Source organism: Halovivax gelatinilyticus, assembly GCF_024300625.1.
GTDB classification, from domain to species: Archaea; Halobacteriota; Halobacteria; order Halobacteriales; family Natrialbaceae; genus Halovivax; species Halovivax gelatinilyticus.
The window spans coordinates 1,756,258-1,771,659 of record NZ_CP101322.1; the positions used below are offsets into that span (position 1 = coordinate 1,756,258).

12 protein-coding genes are annotated in these 15,402 nt (G+C 61.3%); 5 read left to right on the plus strand and 7 right to left on the minus strand.

Going from position 1 to position 15,402, the window contains the following annotated elements; genetic code table 11:
- The first annotated feature begins 106 nt into the window (after positions 1-106).
- Positions 107-895 (plus strand): alpha/beta hydrolase family protein, encoded by a 789-nt coding sequence (locus NKH31_RS08385; protein WP_254864686.1) that lies wholly within the window; start codon positions 107-109, stop codon positions 893-895.
- 194 nt (positions 896-1,089) lie between these two features.
- Positions 1,090-2,265, plus strand: coding sequence for a M24 family metallopeptidase (locus NKH31_RS08390; RefSeq protein WP_254864687.1), 1,176 nt, complete (start codon positions 1,090-1,092; stop codon positions 2,263-2,265).
- 102 nt (positions 2,266-2,367) lie between these two features.
- Here NKH31_RS08390 and NKH31_RS08395 read toward each other — a convergent pair whose 3' ends face one another.
- From NKH31_RS08395 to NKH31_RS08410, 4 genes are read right to left on the minus strand one after another with little or no spacing between them, the layout of a single operon-like run.
- Positions 2,368-3,744, minus strand: coding sequence for an ABC transporter ATP-binding protein (locus NKH31_RS08395; RefSeq protein WP_254864688.1), 1,377 nt, complete (start codon positions 3,742-3,744; stop codon positions 2,368-2,370).
- Positions 3,737-4,849 carry an ABC transporter ATP-binding protein gene (locus NKH31_RS08400; RefSeq protein WP_254864689.1) on the minus strand — a complete coding sequence of 371 codons (1,113 nt, stop codon included), beginning with the start codon at positions 4,847-4,849 and terminating at the stop codon, positions 3,737-3,739. Before NKH31_RS08400 ends, NKH31_RS08395 begins: the two co-directional genes overlap by 8 nt.
- A gap of 2 nt (positions 4,850-4,851) precedes the next feature.
- Complete coding sequence (locus tag NKH31_RS08405; RefSeq protein WP_254864690.1) at positions 4,852-5,826, minus strand: ABC transporter permease; 975 nt, start codon at positions 5,824-5,826, stop codon at positions 4,852-4,854.
- Entirely contained in the window at positions 5,823-6,824 is a 1,002-nt protein-coding gene (locus NKH31_RS08410) for an ABC transporter permease (RefSeq protein ID WP_254864692.1), read from the minus strand. The genes NKH31_RS08405 and NKH31_RS08410 overlap by 4 nt, the downstream gene beginning before the upstream one ends.
- Positions 6,825-7,183: 359 nt before the next feature.
- On the opposite strand from NKH31_RS08410, the gene NKH31_RS08415 reads away from it, so the two are divergent.
- Positions 7,184-9,187: a CocE/NonD family hydrolase gene (locus tag NKH31_RS08415; RefSeq protein WP_254864693.1), complete on the plus strand. Its 2,004-nt coding sequence runs from the start codon at positions 7,184-7,186 to the stop codon at positions 9,185-9,187.
- Positions 9,188-9,364: 177 nt separating this feature from the next.
- Positions 9,365-10,942: an ABC transporter substrate-binding protein gene (locus NKH31_RS08420; protein WP_254864694.1), complete on the plus strand. Its 1,578-nt coding sequence runs from the start codon at positions 9,365-9,367 to the stop codon at positions 10,940-10,942.
- A 45-nt stretch (positions 10,943-10,987) separates the two neighbouring features.
- On the opposite strand, the gene NKH31_RS08425 is transcribed toward NKH31_RS08420, so the two are convergent.
- The 3 genes from NKH31_RS08425 to NKH31_RS08435 form a co-directional block, all read right to left on the minus strand.
- Positions 10,988-12,121: a M24 family metallopeptidase gene (locus tag NKH31_RS08425; RefSeq protein WP_254864695.1), complete on the minus strand. Its 1,134-nt coding sequence runs from the start codon at positions 12,119-12,121 to the stop codon at positions 10,988-10,990.
- Positions 12,122-12,269: 148 nt separating this feature from the next.
- Positions 12,270-13,415, minus strand: a complete 1,146-nt coding sequence (locus NKH31_RS08430; protein WP_254864696.1) for an aminotransferase class V-fold PLP-dependent enzyme — start codon at positions 13,413-13,415, stop codon at positions 12,270-12,272.
- A gap of 153 nt (positions 13,416-13,568) precedes the next feature.
- Positions 13,569-14,039, minus strand: coding sequence for a RidA family protein (locus tag NKH31_RS08435; protein ID WP_254864697.1), 471 nt, complete (start codon positions 14,037-14,039; stop codon positions 13,569-13,571).
- A 156-nt stretch (positions 14,040-14,195) separates the two neighbouring features.
- Here NKH31_RS08435 and NKH31_RS08440 point away from each other — a divergent pair, with 156 nt between their 5' ends.
- The gene (locus NKH31_RS08440; RefSeq protein WP_254864698.1) at positions 14,196-15,335 is read left to right on the plus strand and encodes an aminotransferase class V-fold PLP-dependent enzyme; all 1,140 of its coding nucleotides are present in this window, start codon (positions 14,196-14,198) and stop codon (positions 15,333-15,335) included.
- Positions 15,336-15,402 lie beyond the last annotated feature (67 nt).

Consider the following 15,402-nt stretch of genomic DNA (forward strand, 5'->3'; position numbering starts at 1 on the left):
CCAATAATACATAAAATTCCGCCGTAAATTCTTATTTCTTCCCTCGATACCGGCGTACAGTGGCGGGAATCAAAGATGCTATATGGGTTTCTAGTCATGGGTGTGCATGGCACAGACGAGTTCGTTTCGGACCGCGTTTCGCGAATCGTTCCTCGATCCCGATGAGGATTCCCGGGTCGAGCCGGAAGAAGTGACCTACGAAACGCCTGACGGCGAGGAACTACACGGTACGTTGTGGGACTCCGGCGTCCGACCGTCACCCGCCGTGGTGATGCTGTACAGCCCGATACTACACGTTCACGACGCCTACAAGACCTACGCCCAATTCCTCGTCAGACGCGGGTATACGGCGTTTCATCCCCACCACAGCCTTTCGGGCATGGAGGAGGCCATTCCGGAATTCGCCGCGGCCGGACGGTGGTTGAAAGACCGGGAGTGGATCGACGAAGATCGCGTCGCGGTCTACGGCCAGTCGGCCGGCGGACACGACGTTTACTTCCAGCTGTCGACGTACCCGGGTCTGTGGAAGGCCGGGATCGTCTGGGCGGGCGTCGCCGACATGATTCCGCTTCTCGAGTGGGGTCACATCCCCGATCACGTTCTGCGCCGACTCGGCGATCCGTACGAAAACGACGAACACTGGTGGGAGCGCAGTCCCATCACGCACCTCGACAACCTCGAAGACCCGCTCTTGATTCTGCACGGAACCGCCGACGAAATCGTCCCGGCGTCCCAACCGCGACTCGTCCATCGGAAGCTGACCGCTCTCGGATTCGAAGAGGGCGAAGATTACGAGTTCGACACGTTCGCCGGAATGAAACACGGCGATCACGACGACGACGGCGAGTACAAGAAGTGGCGCCGGATCGACGAATTCCTCGAACAGCGAGTGTAGCGACGGATTCGCGTTCGAACGCGTTTTCGGATAGCTGCGCTGGAGCGCGAACGTCACCGCGAGTGTGGGTGACCCGTGAACACGAGATCATCGAGCACCGTCCACTGTTCGTCCGTACCGGTGGACCGTGAACCCCCGTCCTCCCGGATGTCCGGGATGCCAACGTTATTGGTCGTCTCGAACGATGCCACGATATGGCAACGCACTATCCGCAGTTGACGGATCATCTCGACTCGAATTCGGTCGACGGCTACCTGCTCGATGCCGACGGTGAGGACGCAAACCAGTACTACCTCTCGGGCTATCACGCCCCCGACAACTTTGCCACGCTGTACGCGGACGGGGCGGTTCACCTGTTGCTCTCCGAACTCGAGTACACCCGGGCGAAATCCGACAGCGATGGAGAGACGGTTCGGAAACTCTCCGAGTTCGACTATCAGGAGACGCTCGAGACCCACGGCCCGGAGACGGCGAGACAGCGCGTGATGGCCGCGTTCGTTCGCGATTACGGCGTCGAATCGGTCGGCGTTCCCGAATCGTTTCCCGTCGGTACGGCCGACGTCCTTCGGGATGCTGGGATCGACGTCGTCACCGACTACGCGGACGTCATCGGTACGATCCGCGCCGTCAAAACCGACGATGAAGTCGAGCACGTTCGACGAACGCAGCGGGCAAATGAAGCGGCGATGGACGCTGCGAAGTCGATGCTCGCGGCGGCGACCGTCGAAGACGGCGTGTTACACCACGACGGCGACGTCCTCACGAGCGAGGCCGTCCGCCGCGAGATCGAGCTAACCCTGTTGAAACGGGGGTGTGCGATGGACAACTGCATCGTCGCGTGCGGTGCCGCCGCTGCGCGCGCCCACGACTTCGGGTCGGGCCCGCTCGAACCCCACATTCCGATCGTGATCGACATCTTCCCGAAAGACAAATCGTCGGGCTACTGCTCCGACATGACCCGGGCGTTCGTCAAAGGAGAGCCCGAAGCGTGGGTGCGCGAGTGGTACGATCACACCCACGACGCCTACGAGGCGGCGCTGGGGGCAATCGAAGCCGGCGTGACCGGCGAGGCGGTCCACGACGCAGTCTGTGACGTCTACGAGGCGGCCGGCTTCCCGACGCTTCGATCCGACGAATCGACGGAAGACGGGTTCTTCCACAGCACCGGCCACGGGGTGGGCCTCGACGTCCACGAGGCTCCCCGACTCGGACAGGGTGGCGGCGAACTCGAAGACGGTCACATCGTTACGGTCGAACCGGGCCTGTACGAGCAGGGAACCGGCGGCGTTCGAATCGAGGACATCGTCGTCGTGAGAGACGACGGATACGAGAACCTCACCGAGTATCCGACCGAACTGACCGTTCTTTAAACGCGCCCCGGGCGACGAATCCTCCGACGTTCGCCACGTCGAGCCGCCCGTTGGGTACGAAGGCTTCCACTGTATTCTACCGGGACGAAAACGATCGTCGCGTTACCGTTCGGGGGCCGATTCGATCCGTTGTGGAGCAACGGCGTGGCAGGAACAGAAATGCCGGTCCGAACCAAATTTCGCCTCCAGCTCGTACTCGGGGAACTCGCGAGCGCAAATGCTCTTCGCCTCGATGCGGGTTGCGACGGTTTCTTTTGCCGTCTCCCAGTCGTCTTCTTCGATTTCGTCTAACGTTTGCTGAAGGATCGCGTTCACGTCACTCGGCAGTGAAACGTCGCCGAAGTACTCGGCTTCGATGTCACCTCTCGAGTACGTCGGATCGATCCGCTGGCGACGGACCGCACGAACGTACGTCCGGACGGAATCCCACTGCTCGTCTGACAGCTCGAATTCGTCCGGACAGATCAGCTCGGGACACCGCGTTCGGAACCGACATCCACTCGGCGGATTCGTCGGACTCGGCACCTCTCCTTCGAGCACGACGCGCTCACCGCTCCGGTCCGGATCCGGGATCGGAAGCGCCTGCAGGAGTGATTTGGTGTAGGGATGCTGGGGGTTGTCGAACAACTCGTCCGTCTCTGCGACCTCGACGATCTTGCCCAGGTACATCACGGCGACCCTGTCGGCGATGTATCGAAGCACGCTCAGGTCGTGCGTGATGAAGAGGTAGGTGAGCCCGAACTCCGATTGCAGCCGTTTCATCGTGTTGAGGATGCGAGCCTGAATCGAGACGTCGAGCGCGCTCACCGGCTCGTCACAGACGATGAACTCGGGATCGACGGCGATGGCCCGCGCGAGGTTCACCCGCTGGCGCTGGCCGCCGGAGAATTCGTGCGGATACCGATTGTAGTGACTCGGCTCGAGACCGACCCGTTCGAGCAAGTCTACCGTCCGCTCTTTGCGCTTCGATTTCGTCAACATCCCGTGGGCCTTCATCGGCGCTTCGATGATCTGGCCGACTTTCATTCGGGGGTTTAGCGACGACTGTGGGTCCTGAAAGACCATCTGGACGTCTTTTCGTTGCCGTCTGAGCTCTTCGCCGGAGAGCGCCGACAGGTCGGTTCCGTTGAAGGTGACGCTCCCCTCTGACGGCGGAATCAGATTCAAGAGCGCCCGGGCGAGCGTACTCTTCCCACAGCCAGATTCGCCGACGAGACCCAACGTTTCGCCGCGCCGAATGTCGAACGAGACGTCGTCGACCGCCTTCACCTCCGACGGGTTGAACTGGACGGGTTTGCGTAGGTTCGAAAGGTCGACCTCGAGCGAATCGAACGGCGTATCGTCGTTCGAGAAGAACTTCGAGAGCCCGTCGACCTCGACGAGTACCTCTTCTTCACCTCCCGACGTCGTCTCGTCGGCTCGCGCGTCGGTGGCGTCCGTCTCGTTTTCGAATCGGACCGCTTCGTCTGCGTTACTCATCGGTCACTACCACCTCCGACGTCTTCGCGTCGCTCGTTCCATCGGATGCGAGCGGATCGCTCGACTCGTAGCCGACGTCGAACGCGTCGTGTTTGAAACAGGCTGCTCGGTGGGCGTCACTCGCTCGCGCGTCGTCGTCAGTTTCGTTCATCTCTTTTAATTGAGGGGACAGGTTCGTACAGACGTCACGGGCATCCGGACACCGCGGGTGGAAGTAACACCCGCTCGGCGGGGCGAGCGGATTCGGCATCTCACCGGCGACCGGGTTCAGATGATCGACCGGCTGGTCCGGCCGGGGAATTGAGTTTAAAAGCGCCGTCGTGTACGGGTGTTTCGGATCGTTAAACAGCTGTCGTATCGGGGCCTGTTCGACGATCTCTCCGAGGTACATGACGTTCACTCGATCGCAGATCTCGGCGACGATCCCCATATCGTGGGTGATCCAGAGAAAGCTCGTCCCGTACTTCTCCTGGAGTTCGTCGACGAGTTTGATGATCTGTCCCTCGACGGTCACGTCCAGGGCCGTCGTCGGCTCGTCGGCGATGATCAGCGACGGCTCGCACGCGAGCGCCATCGCGATCAGGACCCGCTGGCGCATCCCGCCGGAGAACTGGTGGGGGTGTTCGTCGTATCGCGAGACCGGATCCGGGATTCCAACTTCGTGGAGCATTTCGATGCCGATCTCTCGCGCTTCGGACGTCGTCACGTCGCGGTTCGTCGTGATGATCTCGTTCATCTGGGTGCCGACGGTGAAAACCGGATTGAGCGACTCCATCGGGTCCTGAAAGATCATCGCGATCTCCGTTCCCCGAATCTCCGATTTGAACGCGTCCATCGTCAGCGATTCGTCCGTGGCGTCGTCGGACGCGTCGAATATCGTCTCGCCCTTGAAGGAGATCTCTCCCGACACGATGTCACCCGGCGACGATATGAGCCGGAGTAAACTTCGTCCGGTGACGCTCTTTCCGGCACCGGACTCGCCGACGAGTCCGACGAGTTCGCCTTCGTGAATGTCGAAGGAAACGCCGTTGACGGCGTTTACTGTGCCTGCGTCCGTCTCGAATACGACTTCCAGGTCGCGTACGCGTAGCAGTGGATCAGTCATTGTTAGTTGTTGATGCGTGGATCGAGTGCGTCTTGCAACCCGTCACCGAAGGTGTTGAACGCCACGACGGTGATCAGTATCGCGATGCCTGGCCACACGCTGAACCAGGGGTTCGGTATCATGTAGTCGCGCGAATCGGCGAGCATCTGGCCCCATTCGGGCGTCGGCGGCTGTACCCCGAACCCGAGGAACGAGAGGCCGGCGATCGCCAGGATGGCGAATCCGATCTGGAGCGTCGCCTGAACCAGGACCGGGGCGAAACTGTTCGGAATGACGTATCTGAGGATGATCGTCCGCGTCTTTATCCCGCTCGCCCTGGCGGCTTCGATGTACTCCTCTTCGCGAACGCTGACGACGCGAGACCGGATCAACCGGTTGAACACCGGCATCGAGATCAACCCGATTCCGACCATAGCGAACATGAGACTCTGTCCGAACGCCGTCATGAACGCGATGACCAGGATCAGAAACGGGATCGCGTACAGCGTCTCCATCAGGCGCTGGAGGACGTCGTCGACCCACCCGCCGTAGTAGCCCGAGACCGCCCCGATCAGCGTTCCGCCGATGAACCCGATCGCGGTGGCGGCGAGTCCGGCGAGGAACGCGATTCGCGTACCGTAGATCAGTCTCGTCAGGACGTCACGACCCCGTTGGTCGGTTCCCAGCGGGTGTTCCCACACGCCACTTCCGAACTGGTTGTCGAACCCGACGGGCGGCAACAGTCGTTGTTGTTCATCCGGATCCTGCTCTGGGTGATGGAGAACCGTCTCCGCAATCGTATAATCTAGCAGATAGTAGTCTATCGACGTGATCGCGGCGACCGCGGTAACGAACAGGATGATGTACAGCCCGATTCGTGCGGTCGTATCGCGTTTGACCTGGCTAATCGTGTAGCTGAGGCCGACCTTCGCTTCGACGCGGGGCTCTGCGTCCGCCCCATCGTCCAGTTTCTCCGTTTCTCCGTGGTCGATGCTCATGCGTCATCACCGTACGTGACGCGCGGATCGATGTACGAGTAGGCCAGGTCGGTAAGGATCGTCCCGACGACGAACATGAGGCCGTAGATAAGCGTGGTTCCCATGATCAATTCGTAATCCTGCGTGTTTATCGCCTGAATAATCAGCCGGCCCATCCCGTTGATCTGAAAGACCGTCTCGATGAGCACCGTTCCGCCGAGCGCCGTACTCAAGCCGAGGCCCACGATCGTTATCACGGGCGTCTGGGCCGGTCGAAACGCGTACTTTCGAACGATCTTCTTCTCCGAGACGCCGTAGGCTTCCATGAGTTCGACGTAGTCCTTCTGGAACGAGTCGACCATCGACGATCGTTCGATTCGCGTTATCTGGGCCATCTGGAGCGTTCCCAGCGCGATCATCGGCATGATCAGGTGTCTGAGCGATTCGTATATCACGTCCAGTTGCGTCTCGGCTCCTCTGATCGAATTGGGAGAGTCCCAGGGGAGCGGCAGCCCGGTGGCGGGCAACCAGCCCAGGTGGAACGCAAAGAGGATGAGCAAGACGAGTCCGATCCAGAAGTCCGGCGTACTTACGCCGATCAGCGAGACCACGCGCGAGCCGTGGTCGACGGGCTCGTTGCGCCGCTTCGCCGAGATAACGCCGAGCGGTACGGAGACGGCGATCGCGAATACGAACGCTGAGAGGACCAAAAAGAGCGTCACCGGGATCCGGTTCGCGATCACCGTCGTCACCGGCATGTCGTAGTAAATACTCCAGCCGAGGTCACCCTGGGCTATGCCAGCCAGATAGTTGAAGTACCGTTCGTGCAGCGGTTGGTCGAGTCCGTACCGGGCCTGGACCGCTTCGATCGTTTCTGGGGGAACGTCTTGACCAGCCAGCATCACTTCCACCGGATCGCCCGGAATCCGGTTCGTCAGGAAAAAGGTGATCGTAACGATTCCCAATACAACGGGGAACGCTTGTATCAGGCGCCAAAGAAGGTATTTTCCGTGTTTCATTTGATGGGGTTGTTAGTCACTCCGGGTCCGTCGCATGTTAAAGGCTACCGTATCCCCATAAACTTTCCTTCATCGATAGTGGTACTTCTCACAGATCTCTTTCTCCTCACAAAACACGATTGTCGGGCTTCTTTCGGCAATTTCCGATTTCGCACACCAAAATAACTCTGGTAGATTACATATCAAAAAGCCTGATTAATCTCGTCCGACGTCGCTCACGGGGACACCGAGTGAGGCGAGTGAATCGACTTCGGTGGCTGTATGTGGGATTCCCGTGTTTCGAGCTAACTTCAGGCGGTTCGACGGCGTGTGTTTGCCGTAACGCACACATTCTTGCCCGTCACTTCGGTACAGTGTGTATGTGTGCCACTAGCACTGACGTCTCGAATATCGACCGAACTGCGGGGATCTCGATCCCGGTCGGGGGCGAGACCGTTTCCGCGACGAGATACCGGCCGGCGGATGCGAGCGAGCCGTTGCCGGCGCTGTTGCTGTACTACCCGTATCGGAAAGACGACCATCTCGTCTACGGCGCGTACGCGCCCATCATCGAGTACCTCGCGGCGCACGGCTACGCGGTCGTTACGGCCGATATGGTCGGAACGGGAGCGTCGACGGGAACGAAGACGGAGACGGGTGACTACGAATCGGAGGGGGCCGAGGCGGTGGCGATCGTCGAGTGGCTCGCGGACAGATCCTGGTGTACCGGAAGTGTGGGGATGTTCGGTAAATCCTACGGTGGGAGCACGTGTCTCTCGGCGGCCGTTCACGATCCCGAGCCGCTGAAGGCGATCGTTCCGATCATGGCCGGTATTTCGACGTACGAAGAGGTCGCCTACCTCGGCGGGACGCTCAGCCCGTTCGAACGCGCCGGTCACTGGAACTCCCAGATGCTCGCGCTGCAGTCGTTACCCTCGAGCTATCGCGACCCGGACGGACAGTGGTCCGAGGCGTGGAAGGACCACCTCGCACAACTCGAGGAGGGTGACCCCTGGTTGTTCAACACGATGGATCACGACCTGAAAGACGAGTACTGGGACCGTCGGGAACTCCCGGTCGAGGACGTAACGGTCCCGACGTTCGCGGTGAGCGGCTGGCGCGATTACTTTCCCACCCCGACGCTTTCGTTCGCCGAGCGGATCGACGCACCCACGCGCGTACTGCTCGGTCCGTGGCGCCACGCCATGCCACACCGAGCCCGAGAGACGACGATCGACTTCCGGCCGCGGGTTCGAGCGTGGTTCGATCACTTCCTGAAAGACGAGCCGGTCGCGGAGTCCGATCAGATAGAGGACGTCCGTTCGTGGCCGAAGATCGCGTTCTGGACCGAGCGCGAGGGTGGCGGCGTCGTCGAGGGCGGGACCTGGCGCGCGACGGAGACGTGGCCGCCATCGGAACAGACGTTCACCGTTCGCGCGACGGAAACCGGTCTCACGCCGACGGAACTCGACGACGGCGAGCGCCTCGAAGTCGAGTACGATCACGATCACACCGTCGGCATGTACTCGCCCGACGACCGACCGTTTTCGGTGCCCGCCGACGTCGATCCGGACGACCGCCGCTCGCTTACGTTCGAATCCGACCCGTTCGAGGACCCGATCGAGCTCACCGGCTCACCGACGGCGACCGTCACGCTCACCTCGAGCGTCGAAGATCCGATGCTCGTCGTTCGACTGACCGACGTCGCCCCGGACGGAACCACGCGTCTCGTCTCTCACGGACGGCTCCGATTGAGTCACAGGGACGGGCACGACGAACGGCGACTGCTCGACCCGGGAACGGAGTACACGGTCGACCTCCGGTTGAAACCGAAGTCGCACGTCTTCGAGACCGGACACCGCCTCAGACTCGCGATCAGCGCCGGGTTCTTTCCGCTCGTTCATCCGACCGCGAGAGAGCCCGGGCGATACACCGTGCGTTCGTCGACCGACGCGCCAACATCGGTCCGATTCCCCGGTGTCGCCCACACCGACGGCGTCTCGTTTCCCGACGCGATCGAAATGGGCGACCCAGACGAGGAACTCGTGCCGGCGTCCTCGCCGTACACCACGTCGAAACGAGGGAGATGGGAAACGAGCCGCAATCAGTTGACCGACGAGGCGACCGTTCGGACGACGATGGCCCACGCGATGGAGCTTCCCCACGGCGGGACGATGTCGTTCGACCAGGAGATCGAGGCGACCGCCGAACCCGACGACCCGACCGCGTACGTCGTCACGTCGGAAACCGAAGCGACCGTCGATTACGGGGCACAGCGTGCTCGTTCGGAGGTGACCTGCCGATTGACGCCGGACGTAACGCACTACTCCGTGACGACCACGTTCGACGATCACCTCGTCTTTCACAGGACGTGGCGGCGATAGACGAACCGGATCGTCGGTACAGAGACGAACGAATTCGGACGCGTCCGTTCCTCGCCGTCTCGTCACACCGTCTCGCTGATGTAAATTATCTGTCTGAGTACACATTTCAACTAACCAAAATCGCGCCATACAGGCTACACAAACCTTAATAGCTGAAGGTGCATGGTAGTGATTGTCATGCAATTAGAAGATCTCCCACTCTCGCGACGCGAGTTCGTTCTCGCGACTGGTGCAACCTCGGCGATGCTCGCAGGGTGTATCGGTGGAAACGGGTCGGACGATGAACAGGTGCTTCGAGTCGGACTCGAGTCGGACCCCCGGACGATCGATCCGGTCAGACACCTGAGTACACCCGATCGACAGGTGCTCAACAACGTCTTCAACAACATCGTCGCGCTGGATAACGACCTCGCGTTCGCCCCCGAGCTGGCGGTGGACTTACCGGAGACCGAACAGGACGGCGCGCGGTGGATCGTCGAGATCGATTCGGACGCCGAGTTTCACAACGGCGAGCCGGTGACGTTCGAGGACGTCGAGTACTCGATGACCCAGCCGGTGGTCGAAGACCGCGGCGACGCGGGCGACTACAACATGATCGAGTCGATCGAGGAGGTCGACGAGCACACGATCCAGTTCGACCTGGAAGAGCCCTACGCGCGATTTATGCTCTCGCTGAACACGCTGGTGGTGCCCAAAGACGTCCGCGAGGAGAACAAGGGCGCAGAAGACGAGTGGGCCGAGAACATCATCGGCAGCGGGCCGTACAAGTTCGTCGAGTGGGACGAAGGCGAGCGGGTGTTACTCGAGAAGAACGAGGACTACTGGATGGATATCGACCCGGGACTCGACGAAGTGGAGATTCTCGAGATCGAGGAGGCCTCGACGCGGGTTACCACGCTCGAAACCGACGAAACCGATCTGATTCAGGAGGTGCCGACGGACTTACAGGAAACGGTCAACTCGATGGATCACTCCTCGATGGAAATCGTCCAGGGTCTCAGGTGCAACTTCATCGCGTTCAACTGCATCGACGGGCCGACGGCCGATCCGCTCGTTCGCGAGGGAATCGACGCCTGTATCGACCTCGACAACGAGATCGACCTGCAGATCGGCGACGGAGGCGAACGAATGTTTTCGCCCATCCCATCCAGCCTCGCCGAAGAGTGGGATCTTCCCGTCGACGAGTGGGCGGAGATTCCCGCAGAAAAGGACCACGATCGAGCGGCCGAACTGTTAGACGAGGGCGGATTGGACCCCGATTACGAGCTGGACATCCTGGTGTCGGGCGACGACACGCTGGCGGTCTCGCTGGCGAACGAGATCGAAGCCGCCGGCTACTCGGCGAACGTCCAGAACTTAGAGTGGGGGACGTTCATCAGCACGTTCAACTCCGGCGACGCCGACGACATGAACATCTACTTCCTCGGGCTGTCGGGAGCGCCCGATCCCGGCGCGTTCATCAACACGCTCTACCACCCGAGCCGCGAGGGCGCCGACAACGGCCACTACTACCGCGACGACGAGTTGCTAGAGTGGATGGAGGGCGCCGACGCGACCGCCGACGAGGACGAACGCCGAGAGCTGTTCATCGACTCGGTCACGCGCGTCCTCGAAGAACGCGTCCACCTGCCGACGTACGAACAGATGGAAGCGTGGGGCGTCGCCGACCACGTCAACGACTTCCAACTCAACCCGCGGCCGTCGATCAACCCCCGGTTGACCAGCGAGTGGAACAACGTCGGTATCGACCGATAAGAACGAGCGTCGATTTCCCTCGGAACCGTCTGTTCTCCGTACCAGTTACAGCGGTTCCCAGCCGTGATCGGAGCCGTTCAACCGCTCCGATCCGTCGTCCGTGACGAGAACGATGTCTTCGACCCTGATTCCCCACTCCTCTGGCTCGTAAATCGCCGGCTCGACGGTCAACACCATTCCCTCCTCGAGTTCTAACCGATTGCCACCGTCCATGTACGAGCCGGACATGAGGTACGGCGGTTCGTGAATGCCCAACCCGAGGCCGTGTCCGGTCACGTGGAGGAACTGCCCTTCGTAGCCCGCTTCTTCGATAATCGAGCGGGCGGTCGCGTCGACGTCGGCGGCGACGACGCCGGGTTCGATCATCTCAATCGCGGCCTCCTGGGCCTCTCGGACCGTCTCGAACGCGTCGACGAATCCGGCGGGTGGGTCGCCGCCGGCCACGAGTACGCGAGATTGATCCGACAGATAGCCGTCGACCGAACAGCCGAAGTCGATGATCACCGGATCGCCGTCCTCGATCGTCCGATTGCTGTAGGCGTGGGGCGGGTGAGATCCGTTCGGTCCGCTCGCGACCTGCGTCGAGCCTCGATCACCGGCTCCGTATTTCCGAACGCGGTATTCGATCTCGGCTGCGAGTTCGTTTTCGGTCATCCCGACGACGTCGAGCGACCGAACCTCCTCGGAGACGGTGTCCGTGATGTCGGCGGCCTCTCGCATCTTGTCGATCTCACTCTCGCTCTTTCGCCGTCGGAGCGATAACATGAGATCGGTGGAAGTCGAAAACTCCGCGTCGAGGACCGACACGAGGTCGATCACGTACATCCCCCACATCTCCTCGTTGACGAGTACGGTCTCGGCGTCGGCGATGCCGATCTCCGCAACCGCCTCGCGTAGCTTCTCGATCGGGTCGTCGCTATCCTCCCAGATGTGCATCGTCGGGACCCACGACTGATTTTCGAGCTGTCGTCGGTACGGGTCCGGGGCGAAGTACGCCGGCTCCCCCTCGGCCGGGACGATAAGAAAGAGGTGGCGCTTTTGTTCTCTGGTCAGAAAGCCGCTCAGGTAGTACTGGTCGATTCCCTTCGAAAGAATTAGCGCATCGGCGTCACGCTCTCTCAGTAGCTTCTGTGCCCGTTCGGTTCGCTCTCGCCGATCGTCTGTGGGTTGGTATTGCACACCTCTATCTTCGCCGTTGGCGCGATAATAGTTAGGGTAGAATACCGTCACTGTACGACAATGAACCGTCTCTCAATTATTTTCTACCGCATATAGGGATTTAGCCGACCGAATGGAATTTTATCTGGGCGGAACGCGAACGTTGTCGTCAGGGTTCTCGCGGCTCGGCGATCTCGTCGATCACCTCGAAGACGGCGTCGATTTCCTCGTCGTACGTGAAGAAATGGGGTGCGACGCGGATGCCACCGGCCCGGCTGCTGACGTTGAATCCGCGCTCGTGGAGGTCCTTCGTCACCCGTTTTGCGTCGGCCACCTGCACGTTGACGAGCCCCCCTCGACGGTCGCTCTCGTGTGGCGTCGCGACCGAGAATCCGTAGCGTTCGGCGGTTTCGATCGCTCGATCGGTCAGGGAAACGACGCGGTCTCTGACGTTTTCGACCCCGAACTCGCGGATGGTCTCGATGCCGGCGGTGGCCGTGTACGCGTTCGATACCGCGGGCGTTCCGAGTTCGAAGCGCCGGGTTCCGTCCGCGTAGCCCGGCTCGTAGATGTCGAAGTCGAACGTCTCTTCCACCCCGAACCAGCCGCGACTCGTCGGTTCGAGCTGGTTGGCCAGCTCCTTTCTCACGTAGAGAAATGCGATCCCCGGCCCGCCGAGTAAGAACTTCAACGTCCCGGTCGTGAGCATATCGATGTTCTGTGCTTTGACGTCGATCGGGACGATCCCCGCCGACTGGTAGGCGTCGACGAACAGGTACCCACCGCGGTCGTGAACGGCGTCGGCGACCGATTCCACGTCGATGAGGCCGCCGGTGAACGGTGAGGCGTGGGCCGTACAGACCATGAGGGTGTCTTCGGTCAGCTGCTCGGCGTAGGACTCGACCGGCACGTACCGTCGATCACCCGGATCGGCAAATTTCAACGCGGCTCCCCGCTCGCGCTGGGCGTGCCAGAATTGCGGGACGGTCGGAAAGTCGAGCGTGGACGTGACGACTTCGTGTCTGTCCGTATAGTCGAACGCGCTCGCCACCTGTGAAATGGCCGAGGTCGCACTCGAAACGACGGCGATTTCGTCGGGTTCGGCGTTGATGAGCGCGGCGAAGCTCTCCTTTGCGTCTTCGACGGCCACCAGCCACTCGTCCCACGGCCGAGCCTTCGTCACCCAGTATCGCTCGTACTCCCGCCGGGCCTCCAGGCCGCTCCGTGGAACCGGACCGACGGAACAGTTTCGGAGATGGACCCAGCCTTCGTCGGCGATGGCCGGAAACCGGTCACGCCACGACTCGATTGACATAGTATCGCACGTATTTACGCTGAGTACACATAAATGAACGCAGTGCTGTCGGCCCGTCTACTCCTAAATTGTTTGATTCACATCATCATTTCCGGGCGCTCCGGTGCCGACTACGGACTCGAAACTCTCGGGAACCCGACCGGCGTCCTCGCGTTATCTGGAGACGTGTTCTAGTTCCCACTCGTCGGCCGGGATGACGGCCTCGGCGTCGGCTTCGATTCGCATCCCGTCGAGGCCCACGCTCGGCGATGTGATCATCGTGCTCGCCGGCAGGTGATCGTCGGGCAGGACCGATTCGCGGACGCGGCAGGTCTCGATGTACTCGTCGTCGTCGAGTGCTTCGGTGACGAGTTCGAGCCTGACGACGTCGCGCAGGTCACCGCCGGCGAGCGCCAGTAACTCTTCGATCGTATCGAGGACGTATTGGAGCTGTTTCGCGACGTCGTCGGGCGCGACGACGTCCCCGTTCGAATCCAGCGGACCGGTCCCCGAGACGTACAGCTGCTTGTGCGTCCCGTGATCGACGACCACCGCCTCCGAGTGCGGGAGGCCGCTAACGCCGTCGACGGAATCGAACACCGACAGGTCGCTCCCGACGTCAGCACCGATAACGGTCTTTTTCATACGAAATCGATCGCAGAGCGTCTACTTTATGCTATTGTGTAGCACCTAACGAGTTCGTCGACGCGATCCGCTCGAACCTCTCGGATTCGTAATCACTTCAACGGCCGGTAGCCGGTAAACCAGGGTTTAATAGACGACGCTCGCTTCTAGCAGTGAATGTCTATCGAATCCTGGAGAGCTAGATTTCCCGAGATTTCGACGGGAGATCGAATCCACCTGAACAACTGTTCGGTCGGCCCCATCCCCGAAACCGGGCTGGAGGCGGCGGATGCGTTCAAACGCTCGTTAGTCGAGGAGATCAATCCGTGGGAGGCGTGGCTCGAGACGGTCGACGAGGCCGTCGAACGCTTCGCCGAACTCATCAACGCCGACGTCGACGAGGTCGCGATCATGACGAGCGCGACGCAGGCGATTTCTGGCGTGGCGAGCGCGTTCGACTTCGACGAGCGAGACGAAGTCGTCACGTCGGACCTCGACTTCCCGACCGTTCCGCACGTCTGGCACGCACACGAATCGCGGGGTGCGACCGTTCGATACGCTGAATCGGGCGACCGTCACCACGTGCCGGCCGAGGCGTACATCGAGGAGCTCTCTGACCGAACCCAGCTGGTCTGTACGGCCCACGCCTATCCGTTCACCGGCGGGTTACTGGACGTCGAACCCGTCGCAGACGCCGTTCACGACCGGGGTGGGTACCTCTTTCTGGACGCCTACCAGTCGGCGGGGATCGTTCCGATCGACGTCAAAGCACAGAACATCGACATGCTCACGGCCGGCTCGCCGAAATTCTTACTCGGCGGACCCGGCATGGCGTTCCTGTACGTCGACCGTGACGTCGCGAACGAACTCGAACCCACCGCGAGGGGCTGGTTCGGCGTCAAGGACCGATTCGACTTTCCCCTCCGCGATCCGGAGTACGCACCCGGCACTCGTCGCTTCGAGATGGGGACGCCGCCCGTTCCGAGCGCGTTCACCGCCAATGCCGGTCTGGAAACCCTCCTCGAGTACGGCATCGAGAACGTCAGAGAGCGCGTCGTCGAGACCTCCGGCCACCTGATCGAGGCGGCCGAAGCACGGGGGTATTCCGTAGCGACGCCGCGCGACGACGAGCGACGGGCCGGCGTCGTCAACGTGCAGGTCGAAAACCCGGACGCGACACTGGAGGCCCTCCACGAGCGAAACGTCAAGGTGAGCGGTCGAAACGGCGGCATCCGTGCGGGCGTCCACTTTTTCAACACCGAATCGGAGATGGACGCGTTCGTCGACGTCCTGGACGACGTGACGAACCCGCGGTAAGCCGAGCGCCAGGACCCGGTCGCCGTTCGACCGGGCATCCTCGCGCGTTCGAATCTGCGTCGAAATT

Excerpts from the sequence above, each read along its gene's own strand:
- NKH31_RS08385 (WP_254864686.1), top strand. The coding sequence starts at position 107 with ATGGCACAGACGAGTTCGTTTCGGACCGCGTTTCGCGAATCGTTCCTC.
- NKH31_RS08390 (WP_254864687.1), top strand. The coding sequence starts at position 1,090 with ATGGCAACGCACTATCCGCAGTTGACGGATCATCTCGACTCGAATTCG.
- NKH31_RS08395 (WP_254864688.1), bottom strand. The coding sequence starts at position 3,744 with ATGAGTAACGCAGACGAAGCGGTCCGATTCGAAAACGAGACGGACGCC.
- NKH31_RS08400 (WP_254864689.1), bottom strand. The coding sequence starts at position 4,849 with ATGACTGATCCACTGCTACGCGTACGCGACCTGGAAGTCGTATTCGAG.
- NKH31_RS08405 (WP_254864690.1), bottom strand. The coding sequence starts at position 5,826 with ATGAGCATCGACCACGGAGAAACGGAGAAACTGGACGATGGGGCGGAC.
- NKH31_RS08410 (WP_254864692.1), bottom strand. The coding sequence starts at position 6,824 with ATGAAACACGGAAAATACCTTCTTTGGCGCCTGATACAAGCGTTCCCC.
- NKH31_RS08415 (WP_254864693.1), top strand. The coding sequence starts at position 7,184 with ATGTGTGCCACTAGCACTGACGTCTCGAATATCGACCGAACTGCGGGG.
- NKH31_RS08420 (WP_254864694.1), top strand. The coding sequence starts at position 9,365 with ATGCAATTAGAAGATCTCCCACTCTCGCGACGCGAGTTCGTTCTCGCG.
- NKH31_RS08430 (WP_254864696.1), bottom strand. The coding sequence starts at position 13,415 with ATGTCAATCGAGTCGTGGCGTGACCGGTTTCCGGCCATCGCCGACGAA.
- NKH31_RS08435 (WP_254864697.1), bottom strand. The coding sequence starts at position 14,039 with ATGAAAAAGACCGTTATCGGTGCTGACGTCGGGAGCGACCTGTCGGTG.
- NKH31_RS08440 (WP_254864698.1), top strand. The coding sequence starts at position 14,196 with ATGTCTATCGAATCCTGGAGAGCTAGATTTCCCGAGATTTCGACGGGA.